At 67.0% G+C, this 26,082-nt stretch carries 25 protein-coding genes, 3 pseudogenes and 1 other annotated feature; of the genes and pseudogenes, 16 read left to right on the top strand and 12 right to left on the bottom strand.

Annotated elements, in window-relative coordinates; all coding sequences use genetic code 11:
* The first annotated feature begins 23 nt into the window (after positions 1–23).
* The gene (locus DM194_RS27910; RefSeq protein ID WP_111070920.1) at positions 24–602 is read left to right on the top strand and encodes a recombinase family protein; all 579 of its coding nucleotides are present in this window, start codon (positions 24–26) and stop codon (positions 600–602) included.
* Positions 603–702: 100 nt separating this feature from the next.
* Here DM194_RS27910 and DM194_RS27905 read toward each other — a convergent pair.
* The 5 genes and pseudogenes from DM194_RS27905 to DM194_RS27885 all read right to left on the bottom strand — a co-directional run.
* Positions 703–990, bottom strand: a pseudogene (locus tag DM194_RS27905) (ester cyclase); the annotation flags it as partial.
* Positions 991–1,024: 34 nt separating this feature from the next.
* A protein-coding gene (locus DM194_RS27900; RefSeq protein ID WP_425457356.1) for an IS3 family transposase occupies positions 1,025–2,256 on the bottom strand; the annotation gives its coding sequence in 2 pieces (ribosomal slippage) (positions 1,025–1,959 and positions 1,959–2,256; 1,233 coding nt in all).
* Positions 1,856–1,972 (bottom strand) — a sequence feature (AL1L pseudoknot). It overlaps the preceding gene by 117 nt.
* Before the next feature lie 185 nt (positions 2,257–2,441).
* Positions 2,442–3,125: a class I SAM-dependent methyltransferase gene (locus DM194_RS27895; protein ID WP_111070914.1), complete on the bottom strand. Its 684-nt coding sequence runs from the start codon at positions 3,123–3,125 to the stop codon at positions 2,442–2,444.
* A gap of 111 nt (positions 3,126–3,236) precedes the next feature.
* Positions 3,237–4,391 (bottom strand): epoxide hydrolase family protein, encoded by a 1,155-nt coding sequence (locus tag DM194_RS27890; protein WP_111070912.1) that lies wholly within the window; start codon positions 4,389–4,391, stop codon positions 3,237–3,239.
* A gap of 110 nt (positions 4,392–4,501) precedes the next feature.
* On the bottom strand, positions 4,502–5,428 hold the full coding sequence (locus DM194_RS27885) for an NmrA/HSCARG family protein (RefSeq protein ID WP_111070910.1): 927 nt from the start codon (positions 5,426–5,428) through the stop codon (positions 4,502–4,504).
* A gap of 90 nt (positions 5,429–5,518) precedes the next feature.
* On the opposite strand from DM194_RS27885, the gene DM194_RS27880 reads away from it, so the two are divergent.
* Complete coding sequence (locus DM194_RS27880) at positions 5,519–5,932, top strand: winged helix-turn-helix transcriptional regulator (RefSeq protein WP_425457355.1); 414 nt, start codon at positions 5,519–5,521, stop codon at positions 5,930–5,932.
* Between the two features lie 158 nt (positions 5,933–6,090).
* On the opposite strand, the gene DM194_RS27875 is transcribed toward DM194_RS27880, so the two are convergent.
* Together DM194_RS27875 and DM194_RS27870 are read right to left on the bottom strand one after the other, a co-directional pair.
* Entirely contained in the window at positions 6,091–7,050 is a 960-nt protein-coding gene (locus tag DM194_RS27875; RefSeq protein WP_111070907.1) for a quinone oxidoreductase family protein, read from the bottom strand.
* 23 nt (positions 7,051–7,073) lie between these two features.
* On the bottom strand, positions 7,074–7,472 hold the full coding sequence (locus tag DM194_RS27870) for a RidA family protein (RefSeq protein WP_111070905.1): 399 nt from the start codon (positions 7,470–7,472) through the stop codon (positions 7,074–7,076).
* A 119-nt stretch (positions 7,473–7,591) separates the two neighbouring features.
* On the opposite strand from DM194_RS27870, the gene DM194_RS27865 reads away from it, so the two are divergent.
* Positions 7,592–8,536, top strand: coding sequence for a LysR family transcriptional regulator (locus DM194_RS27865; protein WP_111070903.1), 945 nt, complete (start codon positions 7,592–7,594; stop codon positions 8,534–8,536).
* Here DM194_RS27865 and DM194_RS27860 read toward each other — a convergent pair.
* Positions 8,524–8,892, bottom strand: a pseudogene (locus DM194_RS27860) (transposase); the annotation flags it as partial. The gene DM194_RS27865 and the pseudogene DM194_RS27860 overlap by 13 nt on opposite strands.
* A 223-nt stretch (positions 8,893–9,115) precedes the next feature.
* Between DM194_RS27860 and DM194_RS27855 the strand changes: the two are divergent.
* The 3 genes from DM194_RS27855 to DM194_RS27845 all read left to right on the top strand — a co-directional run bounded on the left by DM194_RS27855 (position 9,116) and on the right by DM194_RS27845 (position 11,248).
* The gene (locus tag DM194_RS27855) at positions 9,116–10,144 is read left to right on the top strand and encodes an alpha/beta hydrolase (RefSeq protein ID WP_111070899.1); all 1,029 of its coding nucleotides are present in this window, start codon (positions 9,116–9,118) and stop codon (positions 10,142–10,144) included.
* A 79-nt stretch (positions 10,145–10,223) separates the two neighbouring features.
* A complete protein-coding gene (locus DM194_RS27850) occupies positions 10,224–10,643 on the top strand; it encodes an organic hydroperoxide resistance protein (protein WP_111070897.1) in 420 nt (139 codons plus the stop codon).
* A gap of 149 nt (positions 10,644–10,792) precedes the next feature.
* The gene (locus DM194_RS27845) at positions 10,793–11,248 is read left to right on the top strand and encodes a MarR family winged helix-turn-helix transcriptional regulator (RefSeq protein WP_111070895.1); all 456 of its coding nucleotides are present in this window, start codon (positions 10,793–10,795) and stop codon (positions 11,246–11,248) included.
* A 13-nt stretch (positions 11,249–11,261) separates the two neighbouring features.
* Here DM194_RS27845 and DM194_RS28400 read toward each other — a convergent pair.
* The 3 genes and pseudogenes from DM194_RS28400 to DM194_RS27830 form a co-directional block, all read right to left on the bottom strand.
* Positions 11,262–11,517, bottom strand: a pseudogene (locus DM194_RS28400) (transposase); the annotation flags it as partial.
* A 160-nt stretch (positions 11,518–11,677) separates the two neighbouring features.
* Positions 11,678–12,439: a ribonuclease H-like domain-containing protein gene (locus tag DM194_RS27835; protein WP_111070891.1), complete on the bottom strand. Its 762-nt coding sequence runs from the start codon at positions 12,437–12,439 to the stop codon at positions 11,678–11,680.
* Positions 12,440–12,693: 254 nt separating this feature from the next.
* Positions 12,694–13,269 carry a hypothetical protein gene (locus DM194_RS27830; RefSeq protein ID WP_111070890.1) on the bottom strand — a complete coding sequence of 192 codons (576 nt, stop codon included), beginning with the start codon at positions 13,267–13,269 and terminating at the stop codon, positions 12,694–12,696.
* Positions 13,270–13,388: 119 nt separating this feature from the next.
* On the opposite strand from DM194_RS27830, the gene DM194_RS27825 reads away from it, so the two are divergent.
* Both DM194_RS27825 and DM194_RS27820 read left to right on the top strand, forming a co-directional pair.
* Positions 13,389–15,290, top strand: a complete 1,902-nt coding sequence (locus DM194_RS27825) for an inositol monophosphatase family protein (protein ID WP_111070888.1) — start codon at positions 13,389–13,391, stop codon at positions 15,288–15,290.
* 132 nt (positions 15,291–15,422) lie between these two features.
* A complete protein-coding gene (locus tag DM194_RS27820; RefSeq protein WP_162630217.1) occupies positions 15,423–15,896 on the top strand; it encodes a hypothetical protein in 474 nt (157 codons plus the stop codon).
* 129 nt (positions 15,897–16,025) lie between these two features.
* Here the strand turns inward: DM194_RS27820 and DM194_RS27815 are convergent, their stop codons facing one another.
* Entirely contained in the window at positions 16,026–17,099 is a 1,074-nt protein-coding gene (locus DM194_RS27815) for a restriction endonuclease (RefSeq protein ID WP_111070885.1), read from the bottom strand.
* A gap of 504 nt (positions 17,100–17,603) precedes the next feature.
* Here DM194_RS27815 and DM194_RS27810 point away from each other — a divergent pair.
* From DM194_RS27810 to DM194_RS27780, 8 genes are all read left to right on the top strand, one after another.
* Complete coding sequence (locus tag DM194_RS27810; protein ID WP_111070884.1) at positions 17,604–18,206, top strand: hypothetical protein; 603 nt, start codon at positions 17,604–17,606, stop codon at positions 18,204–18,206.
* 104 nt (positions 18,207–18,310) lie between these two features.
* The gene (locus tag DM194_RS27805) at positions 18,311–19,036 is read left to right on the top strand and encodes a response regulator transcription factor (protein WP_111070883.1); all 726 of its coding nucleotides are present in this window, start codon (positions 18,311–18,313) and stop codon (positions 19,034–19,036) included.
* An 807-nt stretch (positions 19,037–19,843) separates the two neighbouring features.
* Entirely contained in the window at positions 19,844–21,160 is a 1,317-nt protein-coding gene (locus DM194_RS27800; protein WP_162630216.1) for a hypothetical protein, read from the top strand.
* 215 nt (positions 21,161–21,375) lie between these two features.
* Entirely contained in the window at positions 21,376–21,624 is a 249-nt protein-coding gene (locus DM194_RS27795; protein WP_162630215.1) for a MerR family transcriptional regulator, read from the top strand.
* Positions 21,625–21,858: 234 nt separating this feature from the next.
* On the top strand, positions 21,859–23,754 hold the full coding sequence (locus DM194_RS27790; protein ID WP_111070880.1) for a hypothetical protein: 1,896 nt from the start codon (positions 21,859–21,861) through the stop codon (positions 23,752–23,754).
* Between the two features lie 10 nt (positions 23,755–23,764).
* A complete protein-coding gene (locus tag DM194_RS27785; protein WP_111070879.1) occupies positions 23,765–25,231 on the top strand; it encodes a tyrosine-type recombinase/integrase in 1,467 nt (488 codons plus the stop codon).
* Positions 25,232–25,247: 16 nt separating this feature from the next.
* Positions 25,248–25,436, top strand: a complete 189-nt coding sequence (locus DM194_RS28395; RefSeq protein WP_162630214.1) for a hypothetical protein — start codon at positions 25,248–25,250, stop codon at positions 25,434–25,436.
* Positions 25,433–25,993, top strand: a complete 561-nt coding sequence (locus tag DM194_RS27780; RefSeq protein WP_111070878.1) for a Fic family protein — start codon at positions 25,433–25,435, stop codon at positions 25,991–25,993. Before DM194_RS28395 ends, DM194_RS27780 begins: the two co-directional genes overlap by 4 nt.
* Positions 25,994–26,082: the final 89 nt, after the last annotated feature.

Genomic DNA, 26,082 nt, shown 5'->3' with positions numbered 1-26,082 from the left:
GAACGGCCGGTTGGGAGACGAGTATGGGCGACATGCTGGGCTACGCACGGGTCTCGACCGGCGACCAGGATGTCGCCAGCCAACGGTTGCGGCTGGAGCAGGCCGGCGCCTTGAAGGTTTTCACCGACGTGTGCTCGGGCAAGGCGAAGGACCGGCCAGGGTTGGAGGCGTTGCTCGCCTATGCACGCCGTGGCGACACGCTGGCCGTCGTCCGCCTCGACCGGCTCGGCCGGACGCTGGCCGAGTTGCTGGCGACGGTGGCCATGCTGAAGGAGCGCGGGATCGGCCTGCTCAGCCTGGAGGAGAGGATCGACACCACTTCGGCGGCCGGCGAACTGGTCTTCCATGTCTTCGGCGCGATCGCGCATTTCGAACGACGGCTGATCGCCGAGCGCACGAAGGACGGCATCGCGGCCGCCCGGGCCCGTGGCAAACGCCCAGGTCGCCAGCCGGTGGACATGGACAAGGTCAAGGCCGCACTGAAGCTGGTGGAAGCTGGCCTGTCGCCGACCGAAGCCGCCAAGCAGCTGGGGTTGGGGAGGTCCACGGTCTACCGGGAAATGAGCTTGGCGGGTCGCCAGAGGCCGCCGCACGCCTTCTGATCAGCATCAGGCTGGGCAATCATCCATCGCTGTTCCTGGTGCGTTCGACCTCAGCGTTGTTTGCCGAACGAATGTCATTGCATCCTCATAAGAGGTCATTTCAGAGCTGACCTTCGATTGCGGCCTTGTCGATCACCGACCAGACCCTTTTGATCCTGTCCGCTTCGAACTCATAGAAGACGTTTTCGGTGAACGACACGGTGCGGCCATTGACCGGGAGACCGAGAAAGCTCCCCTTCGGCGTGCACTCGAACCTGAGGCGGGCGGCGATGACCGGCGTCTCGCAAACCAACAGCTCAGCTTCGAACCGGAGATCAGGTATTTGCAGGAAGTCGTTCTCAAGCATTGCCCGATATCCCACAATGCCGAACGGGCGGTCATTATAAACCGCCCCGGGTTTCCCGGAGGCCGACTTGGTTGAGTCACGCCGCGATGGCGACGTCCTCGATTTGAGCATAATAGCGCGCTTCGGCCTCGGCGGGAGGGATGTTGCCGATGGGTTCGAGGAGGCGGCGGTTGTTGAACCAATCGACCCATTCCAGGGTGGCGAACTCGACGGTCTCCAAGGTGCGCCATGGCCCACGGCGCCGGATCACCTCGGTCTTGTAGAGGCCGTTGATCGTCTCGGCCAAGGCGTTGTCATAGGAATCGCCGACGCTGCCGACCGACGATTCGACACCGGCGTCGCTGAGACGCTCGGTGTACCGAATGGCGACGTATTGCGATCCGCGGTCCGAGTGGTGAATGAGACCGCCGCCCTTGGCTGGCCGGCGATCGTGAAGCGCCTGCTCCAAGGCATCCAGGACAAAGCCGGCGTGGGCGGTGCGCGACACCCGCCAGCCGACGATCTTGCGGGCGAAAGTGTCGATGACGAAGGCCACGTAGACGAAGCCCTGCCACGTGGCAACGTAGGTGAAATCGGCCACCCACAAGGCATTCGGACGCGGCGCCTGGAACTGCCGGTTCACCCGGTCGGCCGGACAGGGCACCGCCCGGTCGCTGATCGTGGTCCGCACCGCCTTGCCCCGTGTCGCCCCCTTCAGACCCATGTGCCTCATCAGCCGGGCCACCGTGCAGCGTGCCACGTCGATGCCCTCCCGCCGCAACTGCCGCCAGACTTTCCGCACCCCATAGACCTGGAAGTTCGCGTCCCAGACCCGCCGGATAGCCAAACCCAGCTCCGCGTCGCTTCGCGAGCGGGCCGGCGCCTTGGCCGGATCGGCCCGCCGGGCGGCATGGGCGCGATAGGTGGACGGGGCGATCGGCAGCACCTTGCAGATCGGCTCGACCCCGTGGACGGCGCGGTGCGCGTCGATGAAGGCGATCATTTCTTGAACGGGCGGTCGAGCTCCGCCTGGGCGAAATACGCTGATGCCTTGCGAAGGATCTCGTTCGCCTGGCGCAGTTCCCGCACCTCACGCTCCAACGCCTTGATCCGTTCCTGCTCGTCCCTGCTCGGGCCGGGCCGCTTGCCCTGGTCGCGTTCGGCCTGCCGCACCCAGCCCCGCAGCGTCTCCGCCGTGCAGCCGATCTTCGCCGCGATCGAGCCGATCGCCGCCCACTGCGAGGCGTGATCGCCTTCGTGCTCGAACACCATCCGAACCGCGCGCTCGCGGACTTCAGGAGCGTATTTGCGGGATGCCGCTTTCGTCATGATGACCCCATCTTCTCAAGAAATGGAGCCTCCGACAAACCCGGCGCGGTTCATTATGATGCACCTCGTCATGCACAAACTCGCCCAGGCGCAGCCAGTCCTGCGCATTGAGGCAGTCAAGATAGGCCAGGTAAATCGACCGAAGCTCGGCACTGGTCATGTGAGCAGACCTCCAGGACGGCTGATCAAGGCTGCTTGGCAGAGGCAACCCAGCCTTTGATGCTCAAGCCGGCATAGAACAGGCTGACGTTCGAAAAGCCCGCCTCGCCCAGCATGGTCACCTCCTCCTCCGGGGAGAGGATTGTCAGCGTGCTGCCGATAGCCTGTCGGGCTCTCTCGGCACGGGCAGGGTCCGTTCCGTTCGACAAGCCGAAGGCGACATGGCGGGCGATCCAGAGCGACCGCTCCGGCTCGATCTGCGGGAAGCTGAGATGGACGAGGACGATGGGCGCACCGTCTCTCAGGCGACGCCGGAGTTGCTTGGGGGTTGCGAGCCTTTGGTCGTAGGGGATGAAGTGGAAGGTCAGAATGGATGTGGCAGCGTCGAACGGGCCCTCCGGGGCGTCTTCGATACAGCCCTCATGCAAACGGATGCGGGAGGCGTGCTGGCCGACCATCTCCTTGGCCAGGCGGAGCATCTCGGGGGACGGGTCCACCCCATCGAACGACCATCCTGGATGCGCTTCCGCAAGCGCCTTGAGTTCCTGTCCTCCACCGGCTCCCAGAACGAGCACCCGGCCTTCTGGCGGGGTGCGTTCTGCGAGCAGCAGCGACACCATACGGTGAAGGCTGGAGTAGCCCGGAACCTGTCGAGGTGGGCCCTCAGAGTAGGACGTTGCGGAATGTGCATCAAAGGCGGGCGGCGTCATGGCGAGAGTCTCCTGCCTGGAGGGGGGCGTGGTCATCCTTGGAAGGGAAAGGCGAACCGGCGGCCGGTGCAGACGTTGCTGGTCACGGCCACCGCACGAAGAGTCCCGATCTCAGGGCCGCCCTCCCGATACCGTGCCGATGAAGGACCGCAGGTCGGCCAGCATCAGTTCCGGTTGCTCCCAGGCGGCGAAGTGGCCGCCCGACGCCATGTCGCTCCAGTGCACGATGTCGTAGGTCTTCTCGGCGAAGCTGCGCGGCGTCGGCAGGAACACGGGGTCGGGGAACGCTGCGACGCCCATCGGAGCCCGAATGCGCGTACCGGCGGGAAATCGATCCGATCCTTCCAGACGCTTGCCGTGGTAGATCCACGTCGCGGTCACCACCGCCGATGGCGCGACATAGAGCATGATGTTGGTGAGCAGTTCCTCTTCCGAGAATTTGCTCCAGAGGTCCGGGCTGCCATCGGCGGTCGACGGAAGATCGGCCCATTTGCCGCATTTTTCGAGGATCCAGCCAGCCGCCCCCACCGGACTGTCGGCGATCGCAACCCCCAGCGTCTGCGGGCGCGTCTCCTGCTGATGGTTGTAGCCGGTTTCCCAGTCGAGAATGGCCGCACGGCGGGACAGCAGATCCTTTTCCTCCGGGGTCGTGGGAACGGCATCCGCGGCGTAAATGCTCACCATATTGATGTGGAAGCCGAGCAGCGCGTCGGGATTCGTGAAAGCCATCCAACTGGCGATGTGCGCACCCCAGTCGCCACCCTGGACGACATAGCGTGTCCGCCCGAACAGCCGAACCATAAGCCCGTGCATCAGCCCGGCCGCCCGGCGCGGGCCGATCACGTCGGGGATCGGATTGGAGAAGGCAAAGCCCGGCAGCGAGGGAACGACGACGTCATGCCCATCGGCCGCCAATGGTTCGAGCAGCCGCTCGAACTCAAGAAAGGAACCCGGCCAGCCGTGAAGGAGAAGAACCGGCGGCCTGGACCCGCCCCCCTTCGTCCCATTTCCCTTCACATGGACGAAATGGAGGGGCACGCCGTCGACGTCGGTCAGGAAATGGGGGAGTTGATTGAGCCGTCGTTCGACCGCTCGCCAGTCGTAACTGTTCCGCCAATAGGCAACGAGCCGCTTGAGGTCACCAATCCCGACGCCTGACCTCCACCCCCCGGCGTCCGGAAGCTGGCTCCAGTCATAGGCGTCGACTTTTGCCATGATCGTCGCGAGGCGTTCGTCCGGGATGTCGATCGTGTAGGGCGAAACCATGTCCTTCTCCTCGTTGTGCCGCCCTTCGTGACAACCGGCATTGGGGGGCATTCCAGATGCCTGCCCCCGTGCCGGTCATCCCACTGGGCCGTCATGCGATGGTCAGGCCGTCATGCGTGACCGTAGCTCCACGCTCCGGACGCGCCGAGCGCCTCCGTGAAGGCCTTGCGCCCACTCCCCGCCAGCCAGGACCGGAAGGACAGCAGGCCGGGATTGATCTCCCGCAGGGCCGCGAGATCCGCGTTGCCCGAGAGCCGCGCCGCATCCACTAGGTCGGTCAGCTTGGCCAGGAAAGGGTTCGACGCCAGCACGTCGTCCGTGAACCGCGCGTAGGTCACGGGCCGCCCTGCGGCCTCGGTGAACAGCGCCTCCAGATCCTGCCCCGTCACCGAATCGCTCGCGACGTCCAGCGTTGCCCCGCCGAAACGTACGGGATCGGCAAAGATGGCGGCGACGATCCGGCCGATGTCCTCGACCGCGACAAGCTGCATCGATTGATCCGGGCGCATGAAGAAGTTGAAGCGCCCCTCATCCAGACCAAAGCCCGGCATGACCAGCATTTCCATGAACGCCGCCGGCCGGATGATGGTCGTGGGGATGGGCAACGCCCGCACATGGGCCTCGATGCGAGCCTTGCTGTCGAAGTGACCCATCCCGGTCGGCCCGCCGCCGACCGCGTTCGTGGAGCTGTAGACGAGGTGGCCGGCACCGCTCTCGACGGCGATGTCGGCGATGGTGATGCCGTAACGCACCTCATCCTCGTCGCTCACGCCATACAGGGCACCCTGGCCGGAGCTTGGCTGCACGCTGAAGACGCCATGGACGCCCCTCATCGCCTCCCGGATGGATTCGGGATCGGCCAGATTTCCGGGAACCAGGTCGACCCCGGCATCGCGCAGGGCTGCGGACTTCGGGGAACCGGGATCCCGGACGAGCGCCCGGACGTGCCAGCCCGCGGCAAGAAGAGCGTGAGTGACCGACCCGCCCTGCTGGCCGGTTGCGCCGAATACCAGGATCGGCTGCTTGTGACTTGACATGAACTGACCTCGTGATTGGACGAGGGTTACTCATATATACTCACGGGATTGCGCCGGAAGACGGCACATTTTTCAACCTCAGGCACAAGGATGATACGCTTGGCTCAGCACATCTACGGGCGCCCCTACGAGGAAACGAAGCATGGCCCGCTTTTCCGCCCTTGTGCCCCGCACAGCGTTCTCGCCCGCCTCGGCGACAAATGGACGATACTCGTCATGTCGCACCTGGCCGTGGCGTCCGGGCACCGGTTGCGCTTTTCGGAACTGATGCAGGGCATCGAGGGGATCACCCAGCGCATGTTGACGCTCACCCTCCGAAACCTGGAACGGGATGGGCTTCTGGCCCGCCATTACTTCCCGGAGGTTCCGCCACGGGTCGAGTACGAGCTGACGGTGATGGGCGCGAGCATGTTGCCGGCCCTGGAGGGTTTCACGTCGTGGATCCGGGACCATTGGCCTCGCATTGAGGAGTGTCGCCGCGCCTATGACGAAGCCAGGAAGTGAAAGCTTTCGGCATCCGCGACGGCGGCGATCGGCGAATCCGGCCGCGGATGGTCCATACACGCCTGAAACGTTTCTAAAAAATGGGCTTGCATCCGGGTTGCCAGCCCGGATGCAGGCTTGGTTGGATTGACCGATCTCGTGTCTCTGCTGCGCTGCCTTCAGGGCAGCAGAACGACACGTCCTAGAATGGAGTTGCTTTCCGCATAGGCGTGCGCAAGGGCGGCGTCGGCAAGCGCGAACTTGCGGTCGATCGTGACCTGGAGTTCATTCCTGGCTGCTTTCTCAAGCATGTGCGAGACCGCCCGATATACCTCCGGCTTCTCAAGCTGTGTGCCCATAAAGACACCCATGAGTGTCTGGTTTGCCTGAAGCGCGGGCCAAAGATCGAGATCGAGTGCCGCTCTCCCAGCGTTCCCGACAAAGATCAGGCGTCCCTCCGGTTGCAATGATGCCAGCGAACCCCTCAAGGTCGATCCAACCGGGTCCACGGCGAGGTTGACCCCGCGTCCACCGGTCAGACGCATGACCTCGTCAGCCACGTCCGTCGTGCGGTGGTCGATCGCGTGGGTGAGCCCAAGAGCCGACAACCGTTGCGCGCGTTCCGTTCCGGAGACCGTCGCGATCACAATTGCCCCGGCCTGATGCGCCAGTTGGATGGCCGCGAGACCGACACCGCCGGCACCGCCTTGAATGAGCACCGTTTCGCCTTCGCCCAAGCCGCCGCGCGTGAACAGGCAGTGGTAGGCGGTTCCGAACGAGATGGGCAGCGCGGCCGCGGCCGCCATGTCCAAACCGTCCGGTACGGGCCAGGTTTTGGATGCCTGGACAGCGCGCATGGCGGCGTGGGAGCCGCACAGGTCGAAGCTTGTCACCTTCTGCCCGACGAATCGGTCATGTACCTGCGGGCCGACGGCGATGACTTCGCCGGCGGCGGCATACCCCAAAACATACCCTGGCGACGGCGGGGTGGTGGACGCCCGGTTGATGAGATCGCCGCCTTCGATGGAAACGGCTTCAACCCGGATCAGCACACCATCGGGTGGGCAGGGAGGATCCGCAATGTCCCTGTACTGCAAGACGTGCGGTTCGCCCGCCGTGTCGTAAACGGCTGCCTTCATCGCTTGTTTCCCAGCATGTTGGTTCAGGCGGTCTGCGGAACCCGTGCGATCACCTTGATTTCGAAATCGAAACCGGCAAGCCAGTTCACTCCGACAGCGGTCCAGTTGGGATAGGGCTTTTGAGGGAACATCTTGTCTTTGACAGACATGACGACCTCGAACTGGGTCTCCGGATCGGTGTGGAACGTCATCATGTCCACGATGTCGTCGAACGTGCCGCCAGCCGCTTTCAGAACCTCGCCAAGGTTGTCGAAAGCCAGCTGAACCTGCTTTGCGAAGTCGGGCTCGGGCGAGCCGTCCTCGCGGCCGCCCACCTGCCCCGAGACGAAGAGCAGATCGCCGGATCGGATGGCAGCGGAGTAGCGGTGCATCTCGTAGAGAGCCTGCCGGCCGGCAGGGAAGATGGCGTCGCGCTTGGACATTCACGTCTCCTTGTTCAGATCGGGTATCGGCATCTGCCGTGCTGAAGCAGGAGATAGCAGCCCTGGGTCTGCGCGATTAGACGTTGAAATCGGCATGGGTTGATGCAAGATCGCCATCAATGATGCGCCCCTCCCTCAACGATCTCACCGCCTTCGTGGCCGTTGCCACCCATCGCAGCTTTCGCCGCGCGGCGGATGAACTCGGGACGGCGCCATCCACGCTGAGCCACGCGATGCGGAGCCTTGAGGATCGGCTGGGCGTACGACTCCTCAACCGCACGACCCGCAGCGTCTCGCCGACCGAAGCAGGGCTTGAGCTGCTCAGCCGTCTGCAGGTTGCGCTGACATCCCTGGATGAAGCGCTGGATGCCACCACGGCCTTCCGAGGCAACGTGGCGGGCAGAGTTCGGATCAATGCACCGCGGGTGGCCGCGGCCGTTCTCGTCCGCGACATCCTCCCGCGCGTGGCGGAACGGTTCCCAGACGTGACGGTGGATCTTGTCGTCGAGGGGCGGCTGATCGACATCGTATCGGGCGGCTTCGATGCTGGTGTCCGTCTTATCGACTCCATTCCGAGGGACATGATCGCGGTGCCACTACCTGTTCCGATGGGGTTCTTCTGCGTCGCATCCCCGGCCTATCTCGATCGCGCCGGTGAGCCGACAACTCCGGACGATCTCCGGCACCATCGCTGCATTGGCCACCGCATGCCGAGCGGCAGGCTGTACCGATGGGAGTTCGAGCGGGCCGGGCAGGAGTTGACCATCGATGTCAACGGACCTGTGGTTCTCGACGATGAGGAACTGATGGTCGACGCGGCCGCGCAGGGCCTGGGGGTCGCGTATGTGGCGAGCTGGGCTGCGGAAGCCACCCTCGCGGAGGGGAGGTTGCGAACCGTGCTGTCCGCTTGGATGCACGAGCCGGAGAGGGTGGCGGTTTACTACCCCGGGCATCGCGCCGTACCGCCGCCATTGCGGGCATTCCTCGATGTCATTAAGGACGTGCTGGTCCAGTCGACATCGCGGACCGGCGGGACCGCATTGCAGACGTCTCAGGGCCAATGAGGCATGACGACACAACCCTGAGCTGGAGCATTGTCCTCGCAATCACGGTCATAGCCGACGGCTGAGAAGAAGTTTACGCATTCCACCGGCATGATTGCGGCGGCGCGCTCAATAGCCTCCCGCGCCTTCGCCAGCTCGTGGGCAAGCAGATCGTCCATCACCACGATGTCGCCCGGCCTCAGCGTCGGTGCCAGAACCTGCTCGGCGACGGCCACGAACGCCGTGTCGTTCATCGCTCCGTCCAGCGTCATGGGCGTGGTCATGCCGGCCAGCCGGAGGCCGCCAACGAAGGCAGTGATTTTCCAGTATCCATGTGGCACCGGAGCACAGCAGCGCTTGCCCCCAGGACTCGGCCCACCGCTCTGTGTTCCGGATATGTTCGATCTTGGCGTTGTCTGCCGAACAAATGTCGCGACGTCCTCTGGTGGACGGCGACGGCATGCGCCAGATGCATTGCGCGCAATCGAATAGCGCATGGCATAATTAGTTGCGCGCAATTCAATTGTGCGCAATTGTCACTTCAGCGCTCGACGGAGCACTGGCCGAACACCAAGGCCCGACGAAACGAGGAAGCCAATCATGAACACGATCAAGACCATCGCCGCAGCCGTTCTCTTCGCCACCACCTCGACCGCAGCGCTGGCCGCCGGCGGCCCGACGGTCGAACCGCAGACTCAGCAGTTTCTGGAAGCGCTGGAGAAGTCCGGCGGCAAGCCGATCAACGCGCTGAGCCCGACCGACGCGCGCAACCTGCTGTCCAGCGTCCAGTCCGGCAAGGGCATCGCGAAGCCGGCGGTGGACATCGCCGACCAGACCATTCCCGGCGGCCCGACCGGTGAGGTCCGCATCCGCACGCTGCGCCCGCAGGGCGCCACCGGCCGCCTTCCCGTCATCGTCTACTTCCACGGCGCCGGCTGGGTGATGGGCGGCCCGGACACCCACGACCGCCTCATCCGCGAACTCGCGGTCGGTTCCAACGCCGCGGTGGTGTTCGTCGACTACGACCGTTCGCCGGAGGTGAAGTACCCGGTCCCGCTGGAGCAGGACTACACCGTGCTGAAGTGGGTGGCCGACAACGCCGACCAGTTGAACATCGACCCGCAGCGGATCGCCATCGCCGGCGACAGCGTCGGCGGCAACATGGTCGCCGTGGTCAGCCAGCTCGCCAAGCAGCGGGGCGGCCCGAAGATTGCCTACCAGGTGCTGTTCTACCCGGTGACCGACGCGCGCTTCGACACCGGCTCCTACAAGCAGTTCGGCAAGGGCGGCTACTTCCTGACGACCGACGCCATGAAATATTTCTGGGACGCCTACCTGCCCGACACGGCCAAGCGCAAGGATCCGACCGCCTCGCCGTTGAACGCGACGGTGGAACAGCTCCAGGGATTGCCCCCGGCGCTGGTCATCACGGCGGAGAACGACGTGCTGCGCGACGAGGGCGAGGCCTACGGCCGCAAGCTGGCCGCCGCCGGAGTGCCGGTGACCCAGGTCCGCTTCAACGGCACGATGCACGACTTCGTGATGCTGGACCCGCTGGCGAACACGCCGGCCGCCCGTGGCGCCATCGAACTCGCCAACGAGAAGCTGCGCCGCGCCTTCGCCCAGTAAGCCTTTCCAAACGAAACCGACATCAACCTGGGTCGCCCCGCAATCCCTTGGGCGCCCCCATCACACAGGAGCGACGATCATGAAGGTTCTCTACACGACCAAGGCCACGGCGACCGGTGGGCGCGACGGCAAGGCTGAGAGCGACGACGGCCTGCTGTCGGTCAATCTCGCCGCCCCGAAGGAACTCGGCGGCCAGGGCGGCGCCACCAACCCCGAGCAGCTGTTCGCCGCCGGCTATTCCGCCTGCTTCATCGGCGCCATCAAGTTCGTCGGCAACCGCGACAAGATCGCCGTGCCGAAGGACGTCTCCGTCACCGCCAAGGTCGCCATCGGCGCCCGCGACGACGGCGAGGGTTTCGGCCTGTCGGTCGATTTCACGGTGTCCCTGCCGGGCCTGGACAAGGCCGTCGCCGAGGATCTCGTCGCCCGCGCCCACAAGGTCTGCCCATACAGCCACGCCACCAAGGGCAACATTCCGGTGACCACCACCATCGCTTGACCCTCCGCCCGGCGGGGCGCGCCGGAAACGGTTCGTCCCGCCGGGTGTTGCGGATGCGGAAGCCCAGCACCGGAGTGTTGCGTGCGGCCGTCCTTCGCAGTAAGGACGGCCGAGCGACGCTCCGGTGACGCTTATCGTGGGAGCCCACCATGCCAGCCGACAAGTCCGACCCGCTTCTGCTCTCCAACCAGGCCTGCTTCGCCCTCTATTCGGCGAACTTGGCCATGGCGCGCGTCTACCGCCCGCTGCTGGAGGAGCTGGGGCTGACCTACCCGCAGTACGTCATGCTGCTGCTGCTGTGGGAGGAGGACGACCAGCCCATGAAGGCGCTGGGCGAGCGGCTGGGGCTGGACAGCGGCACGCTCACCCCGCTGCTGAAGCGGTTGGAGGGGCAGGGGCTCGTCACCCGCGCCCGCGATCCTCAGGACGAGCGGCTGGTGCGCATCCGCCTGACTCCGCAAGGGGCGGCGCTGCGCGCCAGGGCGGAATGCCTGCCGACCCGCATTTCCGAGGCGGCCAACCGCTCCGCCGAGGCACTGGGCAGGCTGCGCGACAGCCTTCTCGCGCTGCGCGACGACCTGAACGAGGCCGCCGACCGGGGGTAGGCAGGGATTGCGGCGGCGCGCTCAATAGCCTCCCGCGCCGTCGCCAGCTCGTGGGCAAGCAGATCGTCCATCACCACGACGTCGCCCGGCCTCAGCGTCGGTGCCAGAACCTGCTCGGCAACGGCCACGAACGCCGTGTCGTTCATCGCTCCGTCCAGCGTCATGGGCGTGGTCATGCCGGCCAGCCGGAGGCCGCCAACGAAGGCAGTGATTTTCCAGTATCCATGTGGCACCGGAGCACAGCAGCGCTTGCCCCCAGGACTCGGCCCACCGCTCTGTGTTCCGGATATGTTCGATCTTGGCGTTGTCTACCGAACAAATGTCGCGACGTCCTCATCTGCTCCAGCTTTGTCCACTTAGCGTAGTTTTTCGCCCATTCCATGGCGCCACCCCCTACTGAGCCGGATAGCCGCCCGCGCAGGCCACGTCTCAGCCGCGAAACACGTTGCGCCGGTGCCATTCGATGTTCTCTGGCCGAGGCTGGTGCGCCGTCTGCGTTGGCAAGGCGATCGGCTGATCGTGCGGCCGGTTGAGTGCCTCGGCCGATCCGCCGTTCACGGTGCCGCTTACCTCGACGTAGAGGGCGAACGTGTTCAGCACGTCGCCCTCGCAGTAGGCGCGCACATCTGCGATGCGACACTGCGCGACCATGTCGGCAACCTCGGAGCCATGTCCGTTGATCTTGCTTGGCAGGCCCATCGACCGGCACACGTCGTCGAGGCCGCCAAGGTTGCGCGTGGCGCCGTAGTCGCTGAGCACGTCGTACAGGTCGCAATGCCAGTCCGCGCTGTAGCGCTGGCCGTGGGTCGACCACCTGTCACCAGCCTTGTACCATGTGTCCGCCGCAACCCCGTGGAACAGGGCGCGCAGCTTGAGCAGCGGCAGATCGAAGCCGCGGCCGTTGTACGTGACGACCCGCGGCCGCCAGTCGGCGAACCACCGCCAGAACTCCTTCAGGATCTGCGCTTCGGTGTAGTCCTCGCGCCCACCGCTGCGCACCCCCGTGACCCGGTACCACTCGTGCTCGGCGTCCTCGCGGACAATCTCCGCCTCGACGAAGGAAACGGCCACCACGCGGTGGTAGGGCAGCTTCGGGAACGCCGCTGGATCAGTGTCGGGCGGGAGGAGGTCGCGTTCGGGGACGGTTTCGACATCCAGGCAGGCCAGCACCGAGTGCGAATGCTGAGCCATTCCGCCTCTCGTTCAGGTTGATTCCCGGACAAAGATACATGACGGCCCCGCTCCGCCGCAATCGGACGGTCATCCTACGTCGGGGGCAGCGCAGGCTCGGATCGGGGCCGCCCCCGGCGACCTCTCCCGGCGGTCAGGAACGCCGCGCGTTCAGGCCGAATCCGCGGCCGGCGCGGCTCCCAGTGTCCGCAGGAAATGCTTCACATTGTCCACCGACCAGGGGCGGCCGGTAATGGTCGTGATGCCGTCGCCGTTCAGCCGCTCCGCGATCTGGCGCAGCGTCGGCCGGGCGCCGCCCCCCGCATCTCTGCGACGACATCGGCCACCAGGGCGGCCAGCGCCGCCCGCCGGTCGGCGGGGCTCCCGCGGCTCTCGGCGGCCGCCTTCATCGTCCTGAAGTGCCCGATCGGATCGAAGGGTTCGCCGTCGATCACGACGGGCTCCGGATCCAGCCCCAGGCAGGAAATTGGGGCCAAGTGCATGAGGCGGCTCATCCACGGGTGGCTGCGCCATCCGTGCTCCCTGGCAAAGTCCACGAACACCAGCTGGGCGTGGTGCTTCTGGCAGCTGCGCAGGGCACGCTCGACGTAGGGCTCCACGCCGTCGCTGCTGCGGTCGGGGTGGATCTCGAGGAAGACTACCTCGTCGGCCAGACGGCCCTTGCGCTCGGCCACGTACCGCCTCACGGCCTCGCGCTGATACCGGATCGTCCGGCTGGCACGGGCGGCTTCGTCGGGGAAGTCCGGAAGCTTGGTAAAGCCGAAGGCCGGCAAAGGAAGGGTCCAGTAGAAGCCGACGAAATCCCGGTATTCGCGATGCAGCTCCCCCATCCCTGCCCTCCCCGGCTTCGTGCGGTCGGGTGCCGGGGAAAATCCCGCCGTCGGCGCCTTTCCCGGGGGACCGCGACCATGATGTCGGCCATCATACACGCACCCGGAGGCCATCCACCATGCAGCCGTCACGCAACGCCGCCGATCCTGAACTCCCGGAGGCCCGCCGGGCGCGGCCGCTCCGCACCGCCCTGGGCGCCGCCATTGCGGCCGCCCGGGAAGCGGGTGCCCTGCTCAGGGACGAGCTTTACCGTCCCGGAGGGCCTCGGGGGGCCGGTTCTCATGCCGAGGTCGACGTGGAGGCCGAACGGCTGCTGCGGGAGCGGCTTCTCGGCGCCTGCCCCTGGAACTGGATCGGCGAGGAGACCGGCGAGCGCAGGGTGGACGGCTGCCCCTACTGGTGGGTCGTCGACGTCCATGACGGGACGAGCGACTTCCTTCGCGGCCACCGCGGATCGACGGTCTCCGTCGCCGTCGTCCGCGATGGGGTTCCCGTCCTTGGCGTGGTGCACGCCTTCGCCTTTCCCGACGACCGCGGCGACCAGATCGCCTGGGCGGAGGGATGCGGACCGATCATCCGGAACGGCGAGCCGGTCGCGGCGAGGCTGAAGGGCCGGGCGCTTGGCGGCGGGGAGACCGTGTTCGTGTCCCGGGCTGCCGCCGAGCACCCGGTCGGCAATGCCAGGGTGGTGGCGCCCGCGCGGTTCCGGCCCATGCCCAGCATCGCCTACCGGCTGGCGCTCGCCGCCGTCTCGCTCAACGGGCCGTGCTCCTGGGACTACGCCGCCGGACACGCCCTGCTGCGGGCGGCCGACGGCGTGCTCCTGGACGAGCGCGGGCGGGCCGTGACCTACACCCGCGAGGCCCGGAGCCGTAAAGCGTCGTGCTTCGGCGGAGCCGCAGTCGCGGTCGCGGAGCTGGCGCACCGGGACTGGCGAATGGTTCGGATGGACGGGCGGACACGACCGTCTTCGGCTCCCCCACGCCGGCGGCGTCTTGACCCGTCGGTCCTCGACCGCGCGCAGGGCTGCCTGTTGGGGCAACTGGCGGGAGACGCTCTGGGGGGACTTGTCGAGTTTCTCCCGGCCTCGACGATTGCGCGACGGTATCCGGGCGGCATCCGCACGATGCGGGATGGTGGAACGTGGGACACGCTCGCCGGTCAGCCCACCGACGATTCCGAACTCGCCCTGACGCTCGCGCGGCGGCTTGCCGCCGACAGCGCGTGGAGCGACGAGGCCGTGCTGGCGGCGTATCTCGCTTGGTACCGCTCCTTGCCGTTCGACATCGGCGGTACGACGTCCGCGGCGCTGGGCGCCGCCTCTGCCGCACCGGGGAGGGCGCTCGACGCGGCATGGAGCGCCGCGAAGCGAGCCAGCCAGGCAAACGGGTCCCTGATGCGCGTCAGTCCCATCGGGATCTTCGCCGCCGGGGACCCGGGCTTGGCCGCCGGTCTCGCCGCCCGGGACAGCGCGCTCACGCACCCGCATCCGGTCTGCGTGGCGGCATGCGCCGCCTACGCGGCTGCGATTGCCGTCGGTGTGGCGGGCGGTTCCCGGGCCGAGATGACCGACGCGGCGCTGGCGCATGCCGGCCAGGGACCGGGAGCCACCGCGGTCGGGGACTGCATCAGCCACGCCGCCGACGCACCTCCGCAGGACTTCCAGACGCAGCAGGGCTGGGTCCTGATTGCCCTGCGGAACGCCTTCCACCGGCTCGCCGCGGGCCTCGGCGTCGGGGAGGCGGTTACGGCGACGGTCATGCGCGGCGGCGACACCGACACCAACGCCGCCGTTGCCGGGGCGCTGGTGGGAGCGACAGCCGGGCGGCATTCGGTGCCCGCGCAGTGGGCCGCCGCCGTCCTGACCTGCCGCCCCATGGCGGAGGCCGGCGCGCGCCGTCCCCGTCCCGCGGCGTATTGGCCGGACGACGCGCTCGATCTGGCGGAGCGGCTGCTCCTCGCCGGACCCGCGGGCCGGGCTGCGGAACCGACTTCAGCGGTGCCGTTCGCGTCGGTATGATGGTCGAGGGAGCTCGAAGCATTGCGCCAGGGTTTTGGCGCCTACCTGAAGAACGGGATGGCGGCCCGCTTGATCTGCCACAGGAGGCTCACGATGGGAGTTGGGCTGCTCGCGCCAGTTCCGGCAATGCACATGAAGGACGCGCTGGCATGCTGCGCCGAGCGGCGTAGAGTCGCATTCGGCTCCCAGGGGGACTGGATGCGGTTCGGCAACGTCGAGGCTGAATACGGGCTCAAAGGCATGCCGGTGTTCATCTACGTCAGCGATCCTCAGGCCGATCCCGACGGCATGCGCGACCCGGTGTATGGCCGGGTCTCGTACCGGGCCGTGCTGGTGAGGACCGTTGGCGCCGTCGGCGGCGTGCATCCGGACGCCACGGTGCGGCCGAAGAGCTGCGTAACGCAGGACACCCCGACAGCGCACTTCTTCTGGGAGGTCACCGGCCTGGAGCTGATCCCGGAGGCCGAGCGGAGGCTGGTGACACAGTTCACGGCCCTCGGGCGGAGCAAGCCGCTCCCTTCGCTCTCCGCCCTGCGCGGCCCGATGTTCGTGCGGGCGACGTTCATCGGCGACTACCGGCTGGTTCCCGATGCGGTGCTTGCCTAATGGCGTCGGCGGCTGGGTCCGTCCGGGCGAGCCGTCGAGGCGCGTTTCCCGCCGGGTGACGGCAACGATCCTTTCGCGAGGCCACCAAGGGTTCGGCTGCTCGCCACGGGCGCCAAACCGAGCCCCCGGTCAGGGCGTGACGGCGGCGATCTCGTCGTGGTGGAGCAGGAGCACGCCGGTGGCCGAGGCCAGTTCCCGAGCCGCCGTGGTGTAGGCGGCGTTGGACACCACGGTGGCGAGGTCGGCGTACTCGTACTCGCGCGCGGCAACGACCTCTTGCACCGCCGCGTTCCCAACGGACGACGAGTAGAGCTTGCACTGCACGACCAGGCGCCGCCCGTTCGCCTCGCAGAGGATGTCCGCGCCCTGGTCCCCGGAGGCTCTTGTAAGGCGGGCAGTCCATCCCACGCGCTCGAACAGGGCGGCGCAGAACCGCTCGTAGTCGAGCGGAGACATGCCGGGGTCGAACGCCACGGCCTCTCCGCCGTCCTCGGCCGCCCATCCGCCCACCAGCTCAACGAGGACGTCCACAACCGCCTCCACCGGGAGGTCAGCGAGGCGCTTGCCCGCGAACCGTCGCGCCTCGTCTCGGAAGCGGGCGACCTCCAGGGTTTCGTACTCGTCCTGGTAGGTCAGCTGCCGATACTTGCGGACCAGCACGTCGCGGAAGCGCCCGACCTCCTCAACGATCCGAGCAATGGCTTGGTCGCGGGCAGCTTCCTGCGCCGCGCATTGGGACGTCAGGCTCTCCAGGAAGGCCGGAAAGCTGCTGTCACCGACGACTCGGAACAAGGCGTCGTACGGCGTGTCGCCCCAGACGGCCTCGCTGCCGAACCGATGCTGTAAAGCTTTCGGCACTTCGAAAGCAAATCCACGCCCCAGGTGCAGCGCGTCGCACATCAGAACCTCGTCCAGCGGAGCGCCGTCAACCTGTACGGCGAAGATGAGAAGGTGGCGTCCCGGGGACCTGGTCTCGTCGGCCAAGGCTACCTGCACCCTGTGCGCCCGGACCGGGAAGTCGACAGCGCGCTGATCGAGCAAGGTGGCCATGGTTTCGGCCGCCTGCGCTTCCGTCAGCCGCCGCATCTCGGCAATATCCATGTGCGGTTGGACGTCTTCGCCGCCGACCAAACGGCCGACACGGGCCTGCGCCAGGGCTTTGAGGCGCGCACGACGCTGCTCCGGGGTTTCACTAACGTTCATGCTCGTCGCTGCCACGTGCAAAGGTTGAGTGCGGTACGATTATACGCCCTTTGTGGAACGTCGGCCAGGGCGCCGGTCCAGACAGATGAGGCTCGGTGCCCATCGTTCAGTCTCCTGGTGGGTCCTCGCTCAGTTGGGTCTGTGGGTTTGGCTTCGAGGAAGGAACCGCGACCATCGTCCTTGAACAACCGGCCAGACTGCATCGGAGTGTCGTCGTCTCACACCGACGCACGGCCGCGCGCTATTGCGCGGGCTGTTGCACGAGGCCATGCGCGTCGGCGCCCCGCTTGCGGCGGGAGCGCTGTTGTGGGGAAGCCGATGCCGAGGCAGCGTGTTGCGGCCGTGGAGGCGAGGCACGTACCGGCACGCTTTGGGCCATCGCACTGCAAATGAAGTCAGAGAGATCCGTGGGTGACCGCCGAGGGCCGCGCGCCGTACAGGCGCGGCCCTCGGCGGTCACCCACCGGACGCCGCGTCGGGCCTCTTCTCAACGGAGACAACCGAATGCACGCTCTCTCGCAAGCTCTCGCGCACACGCATCCCGTCCACTTGTACTACGCCGATGGTGTGCTCAGGCTGGACGGTCAAGCCTGCCGTCTCGAAACCCCGCTCCACGCCCGGGCCGCGGCATGGGTGAGCGATCTGATGCGGCTCCTCCCCGCAGAGCTCGTTGCCCTCGACCTGCTCGCTCCGCCCCACGCGAGCGGCGATCTCAACACCGGGCGTCTGCGCCGCCATCTCGCCGACGTTGCAGCCGGTCTCCAGGCCGCCGCGCCCCTATGGGACCACGGCACCGAGGTGCACGGTCTGGCCACCGCGACGCTGGCGGTGCCGGTGACGGTCAAGCCGGTCGTCACGGTCACCTCCGTCGTTGCGGTCTGCGCCGACGACCACGCATCGATCGCCATCGGGGAAATCGCCTACGCGCAGGCAACGGCGCTGATCAGCGATACCGTAACCGCGGCACTCCTCGCCGAGTCCTCATGGGCGCTGGCTTCAGGGCTGCGCGGGCTCGCCCTGCACTTCCGCGCCGCACGGGCGCAGCGGCCGAGTGTGCGTCATCCGCCGGAGACGCCGGCCGGTTCGTCCGCTCCCGCCTTCCGTTAGCCGGGATTGCTGGTGGGCACCCTCCAGTGTCCACCAGCGCACCAGCCGTTCCAAACCATCGGGCGTTCCGCTTCACGCCCAGCGCCCTATAAGGAGCACACCGCATGTCACCCAACGTCCCCGCTCTGGCCGCGACCGTCGCTCAGCCTTCTCCGCTGACACGCGCCGCCATTGTCAGCGCCGACTTCCTGGCTGGCCAAGGGCTCGTCCGTCTTGTCGAGCGCGCCGCCCCCACCGCCCACGTCGAGGTCCTGGCCTCGATCTGGACCATCGATCGCTCGGCTGACTACGGCCTTGTGGTCCTCCATGCACCTGCACCGGACGCGGAGACGGAATTCCTCATCGCTCACCTGCGGACGCTGCGCCATCCACCGGCAATCGCCGTGATCGCGCCGCCGACGAGGAGCGGCAATCCGGCCACCTTGCTCACCAGCGGCGCCGACCTCCTTCTGACGGGCCAGGAAGCGCCCCACGCTCTTCAGGCCGCACTGGCCAGCGTCGCGGCCGGGTTTTGCGTCGTGCCAGCCAGCGTGGCACGATCCGAACCGTGTCCGCCCACCTCGGCCGACGCGGCGGACACAGCGCTTCACCCCTTCGGCACCGATCTTGCCTACCTGACCCCGCGGCAACGGATTATCGCGGCGCTGATTGCCGAGGGACTCCCGAACAAGCGGATCGCAGAGCGCCTCGGCATCAGCGAAGGCACGGTAAAAGTGCACGGCACAGCGATCTACCGTGCCTTGGCTGTCAGAAGCCGCACCGAACTCGTGTGTCGCCTGCTGCGGTCGCCGGCGCTCTCGGATACGATCGGGGAACACCGCTCACTGTGAAGCCACCACCCTGCCCCACGTCATCGGCATGCGGCACAGACCTGCCACGCCACTTGGTCAAGGCCCCGTGCTGGCGCCGATGAGGGCGATGTCCGTCCCGGCAGGACGTGCGCAGACGGTGCCTGCACACCGCGTTGGATCGCCGCGCCCTTGGAGGATGAGCGCGGCAACGTACTGGGAGCGTTCGTCGTACGAAGTACGCGTGGTTCCGCTACCATCCTGCAGGTCCTTACCGTCGCGCACGCGACATCCGAAGGATGCGAACGACTACCCTGCTTGACGGTCAATTATGGTCAATTGATGTAGCAGGCCAAGACAGACACTAGAACACGTAGATTCTCTCGCCATACGGGCGTTTTGGCCCCTATAGCATGCGCAGATCAAGGACATAGTCATGAACCGACTTCCGGGGCACTTTCCGTAACACAACTCTGAGTAATCTGATGGCGTGTCGATTGGAGGTCGCCGTGATGTCGCATCGGCGGCGTTCAAGTCTGCATTTGCACCCCGGTCGCTCAACGAATTCAGGCATTTGGCCCGAAATCAGGAGTCTTACGCCTCCGCGGCAATGACGTGTCGAGAGTGCCGGCCATGCAATCGCAGACGAAAACTCCAGTTGGATCAACCCGCACCGCGATGAACAGAAGGCCGCTCCGTCCAACGTCGCAACGGAACGGTTCCCGCCAACGGTCAAGAACGTCCCATGGGCGAACCGATCCAGCACAGGACGGATGAGCGCCGGGCGTTGACCGCATTTTTCACCGGACAAGATCGTGAAGAGTTACCCCGATCGATGAGGCTTCGCTCATGTCGTCCGTTGCTTTGGTCTCCCCCGGATACTCCGCCCCGACGCCGTCCGCGCCGATGTCGGAAGCCAGCCCGTCCAGTACCTCCGGCAGCACGGGAGGCGGTTTCTTCCTGATCGACCGTCGGGCGTTTGAACGCGCCTGCGCGGTTGGTATGAACGTTGGTTACGCGTATCTTGTTTTGGGTGCGTTCACGCAGGCAGACAACCGGTCTACGAAAGCCAGCATCAACGCCTTGCGGACTTACGTTAAGATGAGTCCCGATCGGGCCAAGATGGCCCTCAAGGCGATGCAGGAAGCCGGGTTGGTCGCCAGGGTGAATGACAAGATGAGCCGGCTCGTTCCGGCGCACGAAGTGCCGGGCTGTGAAGGGGCGCCGCCGCCGCCACTGACGCAGGTTGAGCGCATGCTGTTCGACCGGCTGGTCGCGGGCGAGCGCGAAATGCGCCGCGGACGCTGCCGGCGCCTCCGGCACAACCGGCCCACCGTGGTGGCTGATCAGCTGATCGCTAAAGGCTGGGCGCGGAGGCTGCCCGACCAGACGGTCGAGCCCATCTTCTATGACGCGGCCGAAGCGGCAAAGCCACAATGGGTCTGGCTGCCGACCTCCTTGGTTCGCGGCGCATCCGGACAGAAGCCGTTGGCGACGTTGCACAAGTACGGCGCTTCGGCGGCGTTGCACCTGCTCGTGCGCCTGCATGCGGCACAGGACCTGCTCTCGGACGGCGGTATCCACTGGAACGCCATGCGCTGGCGCTACCAGAAGAGCAAGATCGACCAGCGGGGCAAGAACACCGTCTGGGTGTTCGAGCGCCCTGCGTTCGAGCTCGATCCGCGTCACCCCGTTTTTGCGCGGACGATCAAGTATCTCGATGCCCCCGAGACGGACGAGCACGGTCTCCGCCAGCAGTTGATGCGCTGGGTCGAAGAGCTGCATCGCATGGGCTTCGTTGAATACGTTGGGCACGTCGTCAGCGCCGTCAGCTCGGATGGGGAGATCCTGCATCCCTGCTCGGCACGAGGAGGAGAGTCCCAGGAGCAGGCGGTCGCGGTGGCGGCGCGCGCGGCGGCGGACGCGCTGATCAAGTCGGATCGGCGCTATGGCGTGTACAGCCGATACGGCCACACTCCGCTTCTGGTCCCCCTGGACCGAATCATGAGCAAGGCGGAACTGCTGGACCTCGTCCGTCTGCGCCACCGCCCGCACACCAAGCTCACCGCAGCGTGGTACGCCCGCATGCGGGCGACCTGCGCCGAGTACATGGAGATGTACACGACCCTGCGACCGAACCATCGGGTGGCGATTCCGTCACTCTGACCCCATCCACTCCGGGCCGTCTGGAGGACGGAAGGTTGCTATGGCGTCCCGACGGGACGCTCGGCCATGGATCGCTCGCCGTGGTGGCTTCTCCGGACAGCGTGATGTTTGTGAGTTGCTGACAGCGACTGCCCGTTGACGGTCGTCGGCCGCCCAACGATGCTGGCTCTACCCTCAACCACAACGGGTGCGGCGCGGACTCCTCACGTCCGCGAATGCCCCTTTCTTGCCCGCAGGAGCCAACAATGGCCGGACCGTCCAGCCCCCCTCCCCTCCCCGCCTGGTTGGGCTACGCCGACCTGGTCGCGCGCTGGCGCGTCAGCGAACGCACCCTCTACCGCGAGGTCGCCGACGAGCGGCTGCGCCCGACGCGCATGCGTGGCCGCACCCTGTTCAGCGCCGACGAGGTGCGACGCTACGAGCGCACGCACCTGGGACCGGGGCCGAGGGGGCGGCGGGACTAGGCTTGCTGGCAGGCGTAGGCAGCCAACGACACGCAGTGTCAGAGGCTTGCCACCAACACGCCGGACTGGGGCAGGGTCGTTCCAGCGCTTATCGCGACCGCCCCACTCCGGCGTTTTTCCCCGCTCCTTCAGCGCTTGGCGCCGGCTGGCAGCCGCCGGCAGCGCCGAAAGCGCCGGTCCGCTGCCCGCCGCTGCCACACGCCGTCCGTCCTCCATGCCACCCGGAGCCACGCCATGACCTTGGCCACTGCCCGCACGTTCCGCGACCTGCTCGACGCCGTCGCCGCCGACCCGGCGCTGACCGCCAAGCAGCGCAAAGATCGCTCCGGCAATCTGACCGTGTTCGCCCGCTGGCTGGGCCTCGCGCCGGAAGCCATTCCGGTCGATCTGGCGGCGGTCGAGGACCGGCTCGCCACGCTCAACCCGAAGGGACTGAGCAAGACCGGGCGCGATCTGTCGCCCGCGCGCGTCACGCGCGTCAAGACGAGTGTGCGCCGCTGCCTGGAGGAATACGCCGGCCTCGCGCCGCCTCCGGTGCAGCCGCTGTCCTCGGGCTGGCAGGACCTCCTCGACCGCGTCCCTTTGTTCGAGCGGCGCGCCGGCGATCTGCACCAGGGGCGGCTGTCGGCGCTGCTGCGCGCGCTCGACGCCGCCAGCGTAAGGCCGGATACGGTGACCGTCGCGGACCTCGAGGCGGCACTCGAGCGCCTGCGCCACGCCTCGTTGCCCGATCCACGGCATCGCGCGAAAAAGGCGCGACAACTGCGGGCGGCCTGGACCCGCGCGACAGGCGAGATCGTTGGCTGGCCGACCCTGCCGTGGCCAAAACCGGAGCGGGCGCCCTGTCTCGCCTTGCCGCTGGAGAGCTTTCCGGCATCGTTCCAAGACGACGTCGCGCAATACGTCGCCAGCCGTGGTCTGCGGCCGACCGTCCCGATTACGGCGACAATGACGCGGCTCGAGCGGTTGCGCGCCACGCGATCTGCCCTTTCGGTCACCACCGGCTGTCCGACGGCGCCGGGTCCAACGGGCACGGCAGGCGGCGGGCGCGATCTCCGCGGGATCAAGGAGCGGCGGCCTCTCGCCGACACCACTGTGACCGGCCACGTGATGATAGTGCGCCGTGCCGCCGGCGCTCTGATCCGCTCCGGTGAGATGGCCCTGTCGGACATTCGGCGGATCGCCGACGTGGCGACAATTGAGGTCACCGCCATGCTGCTCGACGAGAGCCTCGGGCAGGACCGTCCCAGCACGGACAGCTGGCGTTCCATTGTCTCGGTGCTGCGCAGCATCGCCGTGCGCTGGCGCCCCGACATAGCAGCGGACGAATTGGCCGAGTTTTCGCGTCTTACGCGCGAATTGAAGACCACGCAGGACGACGAGATCACGCCGGGCGTGCTCGCCAAGCTGCTGCGCATCCCCCCACCGGTCCTTTCGCGCATTCTGTCCTGGCCGGCCGCGGTGACCGAGGAGGTGCGCACTGCATCACACGGCGGCCGCCGTCCCGTGCTACGGTCGCTGGCGCGCAAGAGCGCGGCGGCGATCGCCATCGAGATCCTCGGCACGCTGCCGGTGCGCCGGCGCACGCTGTCCCTCACCCACCTCGAACACAGCGTCGTCTGGCACCGCGACGGCAGCGCCGTCCTGCAGTACCGTGCCGATGAGACCAAGACGCAGCAGCCCGTAGCCACCGACCTCGCACCTGAGCAGGTCAAGATGCTGCGGCTGCACGAACGCGTCTGCCTGCCCGTGCTGCGGCCGGTCGGCACGACCGAGCGCTGGCTCTTTCCGGGGGCGGACAACCGGCCGATGTCCCCGTCGGTTTTTGCCCGACTGGTCACGGACGAGCTGTGGTGCGCGACCGGCGTTCGCATCAACCTGCATCTGATGCGGCACCTGCTTGCCATGCTGCTGCTCGAAAAGAATCCCGAGCACAACGGCACCCTCGTCAACGCGCTGCTCGGCCAAAAGCCGGGGAGCCCGGTGGGCCGCAAGTACGCGCCGTTTCGCAGCCGCTGGGCGGCGGCAGTTGTCCGCCGCATCATCAACGAGGACGTCCGGCCGCTGGTCAAGAAACGCTCCACCGCGTCGATCCGTGCTGCCGCGCGGCGGCTGCAACTGCGTGCCTGAGGAAACCGCAATGGCCCGACCGACGACGTTCCCCTTCGCGTCCGCGCCCGTGGCCACCTGGCCGGCTTCCCTGGGCAAGGCCTGGGTAACCGGCACCCCCGCTACGGGCCGCAAGGACTTGCCCGCCATTGCCTCGGCGTTCGGGTATTGGATGTCGTGGACGTTTCTGCAAAGGCACGCGCCGAGGCCCACCATGCACACCGTCGACGCGTACTTCCTGGCGATGACCGGTTTTCTGAAACCCTCATCGGCGGTGTCATACCTTCTTCGGGTGCGTGATGCCGCGGTTATCCTGTGGCCGCACGACGACTGGCGCTGGCTGTACACGCGCTGTTCCGAGCTGCGCGCGCGGCACTTTCCCCCACGTAAGCCGTACACACCGCGGCCAACGGCTACGACGCGGCAACGGGTGCCGCTGTCGGCGTGGCCAGAAGACCTGAAGTGCCGATGGGAGACTGCCTGCACGGCGCCGCCCCGCTTGTCCTGGCGTGCCTCCGTGCGCGACAGAACAAGCCCCTCCAGCATGGACCCGGCGGGCACAGCCTGGGCGTGGAGCGCGGCGACACGCAGCAACATCGAAACCGCCGTTGGGCTGTGGCTGGCGTGGAGCGCGGATCACGATCTCCCGTCCTGCCCGACGCCGGCGAGCGTCGCCGCCTGGGCCGAGGAGCTCGACGCGCGTGGCCGGTCGCTGTGCACGCTGCGCAATTATGTCCGCTGGTTGTACGACGGGGCCCGCCACCTGTGGCCGGAGCTGGACTGGCGCTGGCTTCGGGAGGATGCCCGGCTCCTTGCGCTGGAGGCGGTGCCCGTGCGCAACCGGACCGCCCGCCTGTCCAGCCTGCGGGAGCTCTGGCAGCTCGCCCAGAGCCTGATGAGCGAGGCCGAACGGCAGCCTCACGGGATCAGGTCCGCCCGCCTTTTCCGGGCTGGCTTCATGTTGGCGTTGCTGGTGTTCCACCCGGTGCGCCTGCGCAATCTGTGCGAACTGCGCGCCGATGTCCATGTGGTGCTGGACGAGGGCGGCGCCCCCATCAGCCTCGTGCTCAACACCAAAGGAGGACGGCGCGTCTGGGACATGGCGGAGGAGCTGCGGGAGCCCTGGCGGAGGTGGTGGGGGTGGTTCCGGACGCAGCTTCCCGGCGCAGAGCGCAACGATGACGTTCTCTGGCCGTCCGAGGATGGCGCGCCGTTGCGCCCGCGCAGCGTGCGCCGCCATATCATTGAGGTCACCAGCCGACGCATGGGCAAGGCAACCAACCCGCACCTGCTGCGCAGCGTCGTCGCAATCGCGTTGTGCGATGAAGGGGCGCCGGAGGCAGCCCGCTGCCTCCTCGGCCACCGATCGCGGAAGGCCCTGCTGCCCTACATCCTCGCGGCCATCTCCAAACGGGCCGCCCGCACCTTGCGCGCGGCCAGCGCGCCGCTCCGGGTGCCGCCGCCACTCCGCTGTCGCGCTCGATGGCGCGTTCCATGAGGAGATGAGGGCATTGATGCGTGATCCCGGCGCCCCACCGGAGATCGGCAAGGACAGGCGGTCAAAGCGTCAAAAAGCCTTGCCGCAGCAAGGGCTTGCGGCCCGAGCATGGATCGGCGGCAAGATCGGCAAAAGCTTGGCGCCTACCACCATTTTCTATACTGTCTGCAGTGGCTTAGAGGACACGAAGATCGGCAAACCATGAACGAGATGTTGGAGACGCCCGGACGGATCGAGCCTTGCCGTCTGGAAGCCGTATCGGAAGACATCACCGATCTGGTCGCCGTTTTGGCGGCCAGTTCCGCCAAGCTCGGCGCTCGCCTGAATCCACGGACGGCGGCGAACCTCGCCGACCTCGTGCGCATCATGAACTGCTACGACAGCAACCTGATCGAAGGGCACAACACACACCCGCGCGACATCGAGCGTGCGCTGGACGATGACCTCGCCGAAGAGACGGGGCGCCGCAACCTGCAGATCGAGGCGGCCGCCCATGTCCGGGTTCAGCGCGCGGTGGACGAGATGGCCGCGGATGAGCGCCTGCCGGAACCGGCATCCACGGACTTCATCCTGTGGCTGCACCGCGAGTTCTACCGCGACGCATCGCCCGACATGCTCCGCATCGAGAACGGCGATCGTTCCTTCGAAATGGTGCCGGGGGTCTTCCGGAACCAAGCGGAACACGACGTCGCCATCGACCGCCATGTGCCACCGTCGAGCGACCGTGTCAGCGCCTTTATGGCCCACTTCGCCACGCGCTAGCGGCTCGCCACTCTGGGACAGGGAAGCCGCATCCTGTTGATGGCGGCCGCGCCGCTTGACACCCGCCGAACAGGGGCAGGCCGGTTTAG

This window comes from Azospirillum ramasamyi (assembly GCF_003233655.1).
Lineage (GTDB): Bacteria > Pseudomonadota > Alphaproteobacteria > Azospirillales > Azospirillaceae > Azospirillum > Azospirillum ramasamyi.
Note: the sequence above shows the minus strand (reverse complement) of the source record. Positions and strands in the feature narration are given on the sequence as shown.

Excerpts from the sequence above, each read along its gene's own strand:
- DM194_RS27910 (WP_111070920.1), top strand. The coding sequence starts at position 24 with ATGGGCGACATGCTGGGCTACGCACGGGTCTCGACCGGCGACCAGGAT.
- DM194_RS27895 (WP_111070914.1), bottom strand. The coding sequence starts at position 3,125 with ATGACGCCGCCCGCCTTTGATGCACATTCCGCAACGTCCTACTCTGAG.
- DM194_RS27890 (WP_111070912.1), bottom strand. The coding sequence starts at position 4,391 with ATGGTTTCGCCCTACACGATCGACATCCCGGACGAACGCCTCGCGACG.
- DM194_RS27885 (WP_111070910.1), bottom strand. The coding sequence starts at position 5,428 with ATGTCAAGTCACAAGCAGCCGATCCTGGTATTCGGCGCAACCGGCCAG.
- DM194_RS27880 (WP_425457355.1), top strand. The coding sequence starts at position 5,519 with ATGATACGCTTGGCTCAGCACATCTACGGGCGCCCCTACGAGGAAACG.
- DM194_RS27875 (WP_111070907.1), bottom strand. The coding sequence starts at position 7,050 with ATGAAGGCAGCCGTTTACGACACGGCGGGCGAACCGCACGTCTTGCAG.
- DM194_RS27870 (WP_111070905.1), bottom strand. The coding sequence starts at position 7,472 with ATGTCCAAGCGCGACGCCATCTTCCCTGCCGGCCGGCAGGCTCTCTAC.
- DM194_RS27865 (WP_111070903.1), top strand. The coding sequence starts at position 7,592 with ATGATGCGCCCCTCCCTCAACGATCTCACCGCCTTCGTGGCCGTTGCC.
- DM194_RS27855 (WP_111070899.1), top strand. The coding sequence starts at position 9,116 with ATGAACACGATCAAGACCATCGCCGCAGCCGTTCTCTTCGCCACCACC.
- DM194_RS27850 (WP_111070897.1), top strand. The coding sequence starts at position 10,224 with ATGAAGGTTCTCTACACGACCAAGGCCACGGCGACCGGTGGGCGCGAC.
- DM194_RS27845 (WP_111070895.1), top strand. The coding sequence starts at position 10,793 with ATGCCAGCCGACAAGTCCGACCCGCTTCTGCTCTCCAACCAGGCCTGC.
- DM194_RS27835 (WP_111070891.1), bottom strand. The coding sequence starts at position 12,439 with ATGGCTCAGCATTCGCACTCGGTGCTGGCCTGCCTGGATGTCGAAACC.
- DM194_RS27830 (WP_111070890.1), bottom strand. The coding sequence starts at position 13,269 with ATGGGGGAGCTGCATCGCGAATACCGGGATTTCGTCGGCTTCTACTGG.
- DM194_RS27825 (WP_111070888.1), top strand. The coding sequence starts at position 13,389 with ATGCAGCCGTCACGCAACGCCGCCGATCCTGAACTCCCGGAGGCCCGC.
- DM194_RS27820 (WP_162630217.1), top strand. The coding sequence starts at position 15,423 with ATGAAGGACGCGCTGGCATGCTGCGCCGAGCGGCGTAGAGTCGCATTC.
- DM194_RS27815 (WP_111070885.1), bottom strand. The coding sequence starts at position 17,099 with ATGAACGTTAGTGAAACCCCGGAGCAGCGTCGTGCGCGCCTCAAAGCC.
- DM194_RS27810 (WP_111070884.1), top strand. The coding sequence starts at position 17,604 with ATGCACGCTCTCTCGCAAGCTCTCGCGCACACGCATCCCGTCCACTTG.
- DM194_RS27805 (WP_111070883.1), top strand. The coding sequence starts at position 18,311 with ATGTCACCCAACGTCCCCGCTCTGGCCGCGACCGTCGCTCAGCCTTCT.
- DM194_RS27800 (WP_162630216.1), top strand. The coding sequence starts at position 19,844 with ATGTCGTCCGTTGCTTTGGTCTCCCCCGGATACTCCGCCCCGACGCCG.
- DM194_RS27795 (WP_162630215.1), top strand. The coding sequence starts at position 21,376 with ATGCCCCTTTCTTGCCCGCAGGAGCCAACAATGGCCGGACCGTCCAGC.
- DM194_RS27790 (WP_111070880.1), top strand. The coding sequence starts at position 21,859 with ATGACCTTGGCCACTGCCCGCACGTTCCGCGACCTGCTCGACGCCGTC.
- DM194_RS27785 (WP_111070879.1), top strand. The coding sequence starts at position 23,765 with ATGGCCCGACCGACGACGTTCCCCTTCGCGTCCGCGCCCGTGGCCACC.
- DM194_RS28395 (WP_162630214.1), top strand. The coding sequence starts at position 25,248 with ATGCGTGATCCCGGCGCCCCACCGGAGATCGGCAAGGACAGGCGGTCA.
- DM194_RS27780 (WP_111070878.1), top strand. The coding sequence starts at position 25,433 with ATGAACGAGATGTTGGAGACGCCCGGACGGATCGAGCCTTGCCGTCTG.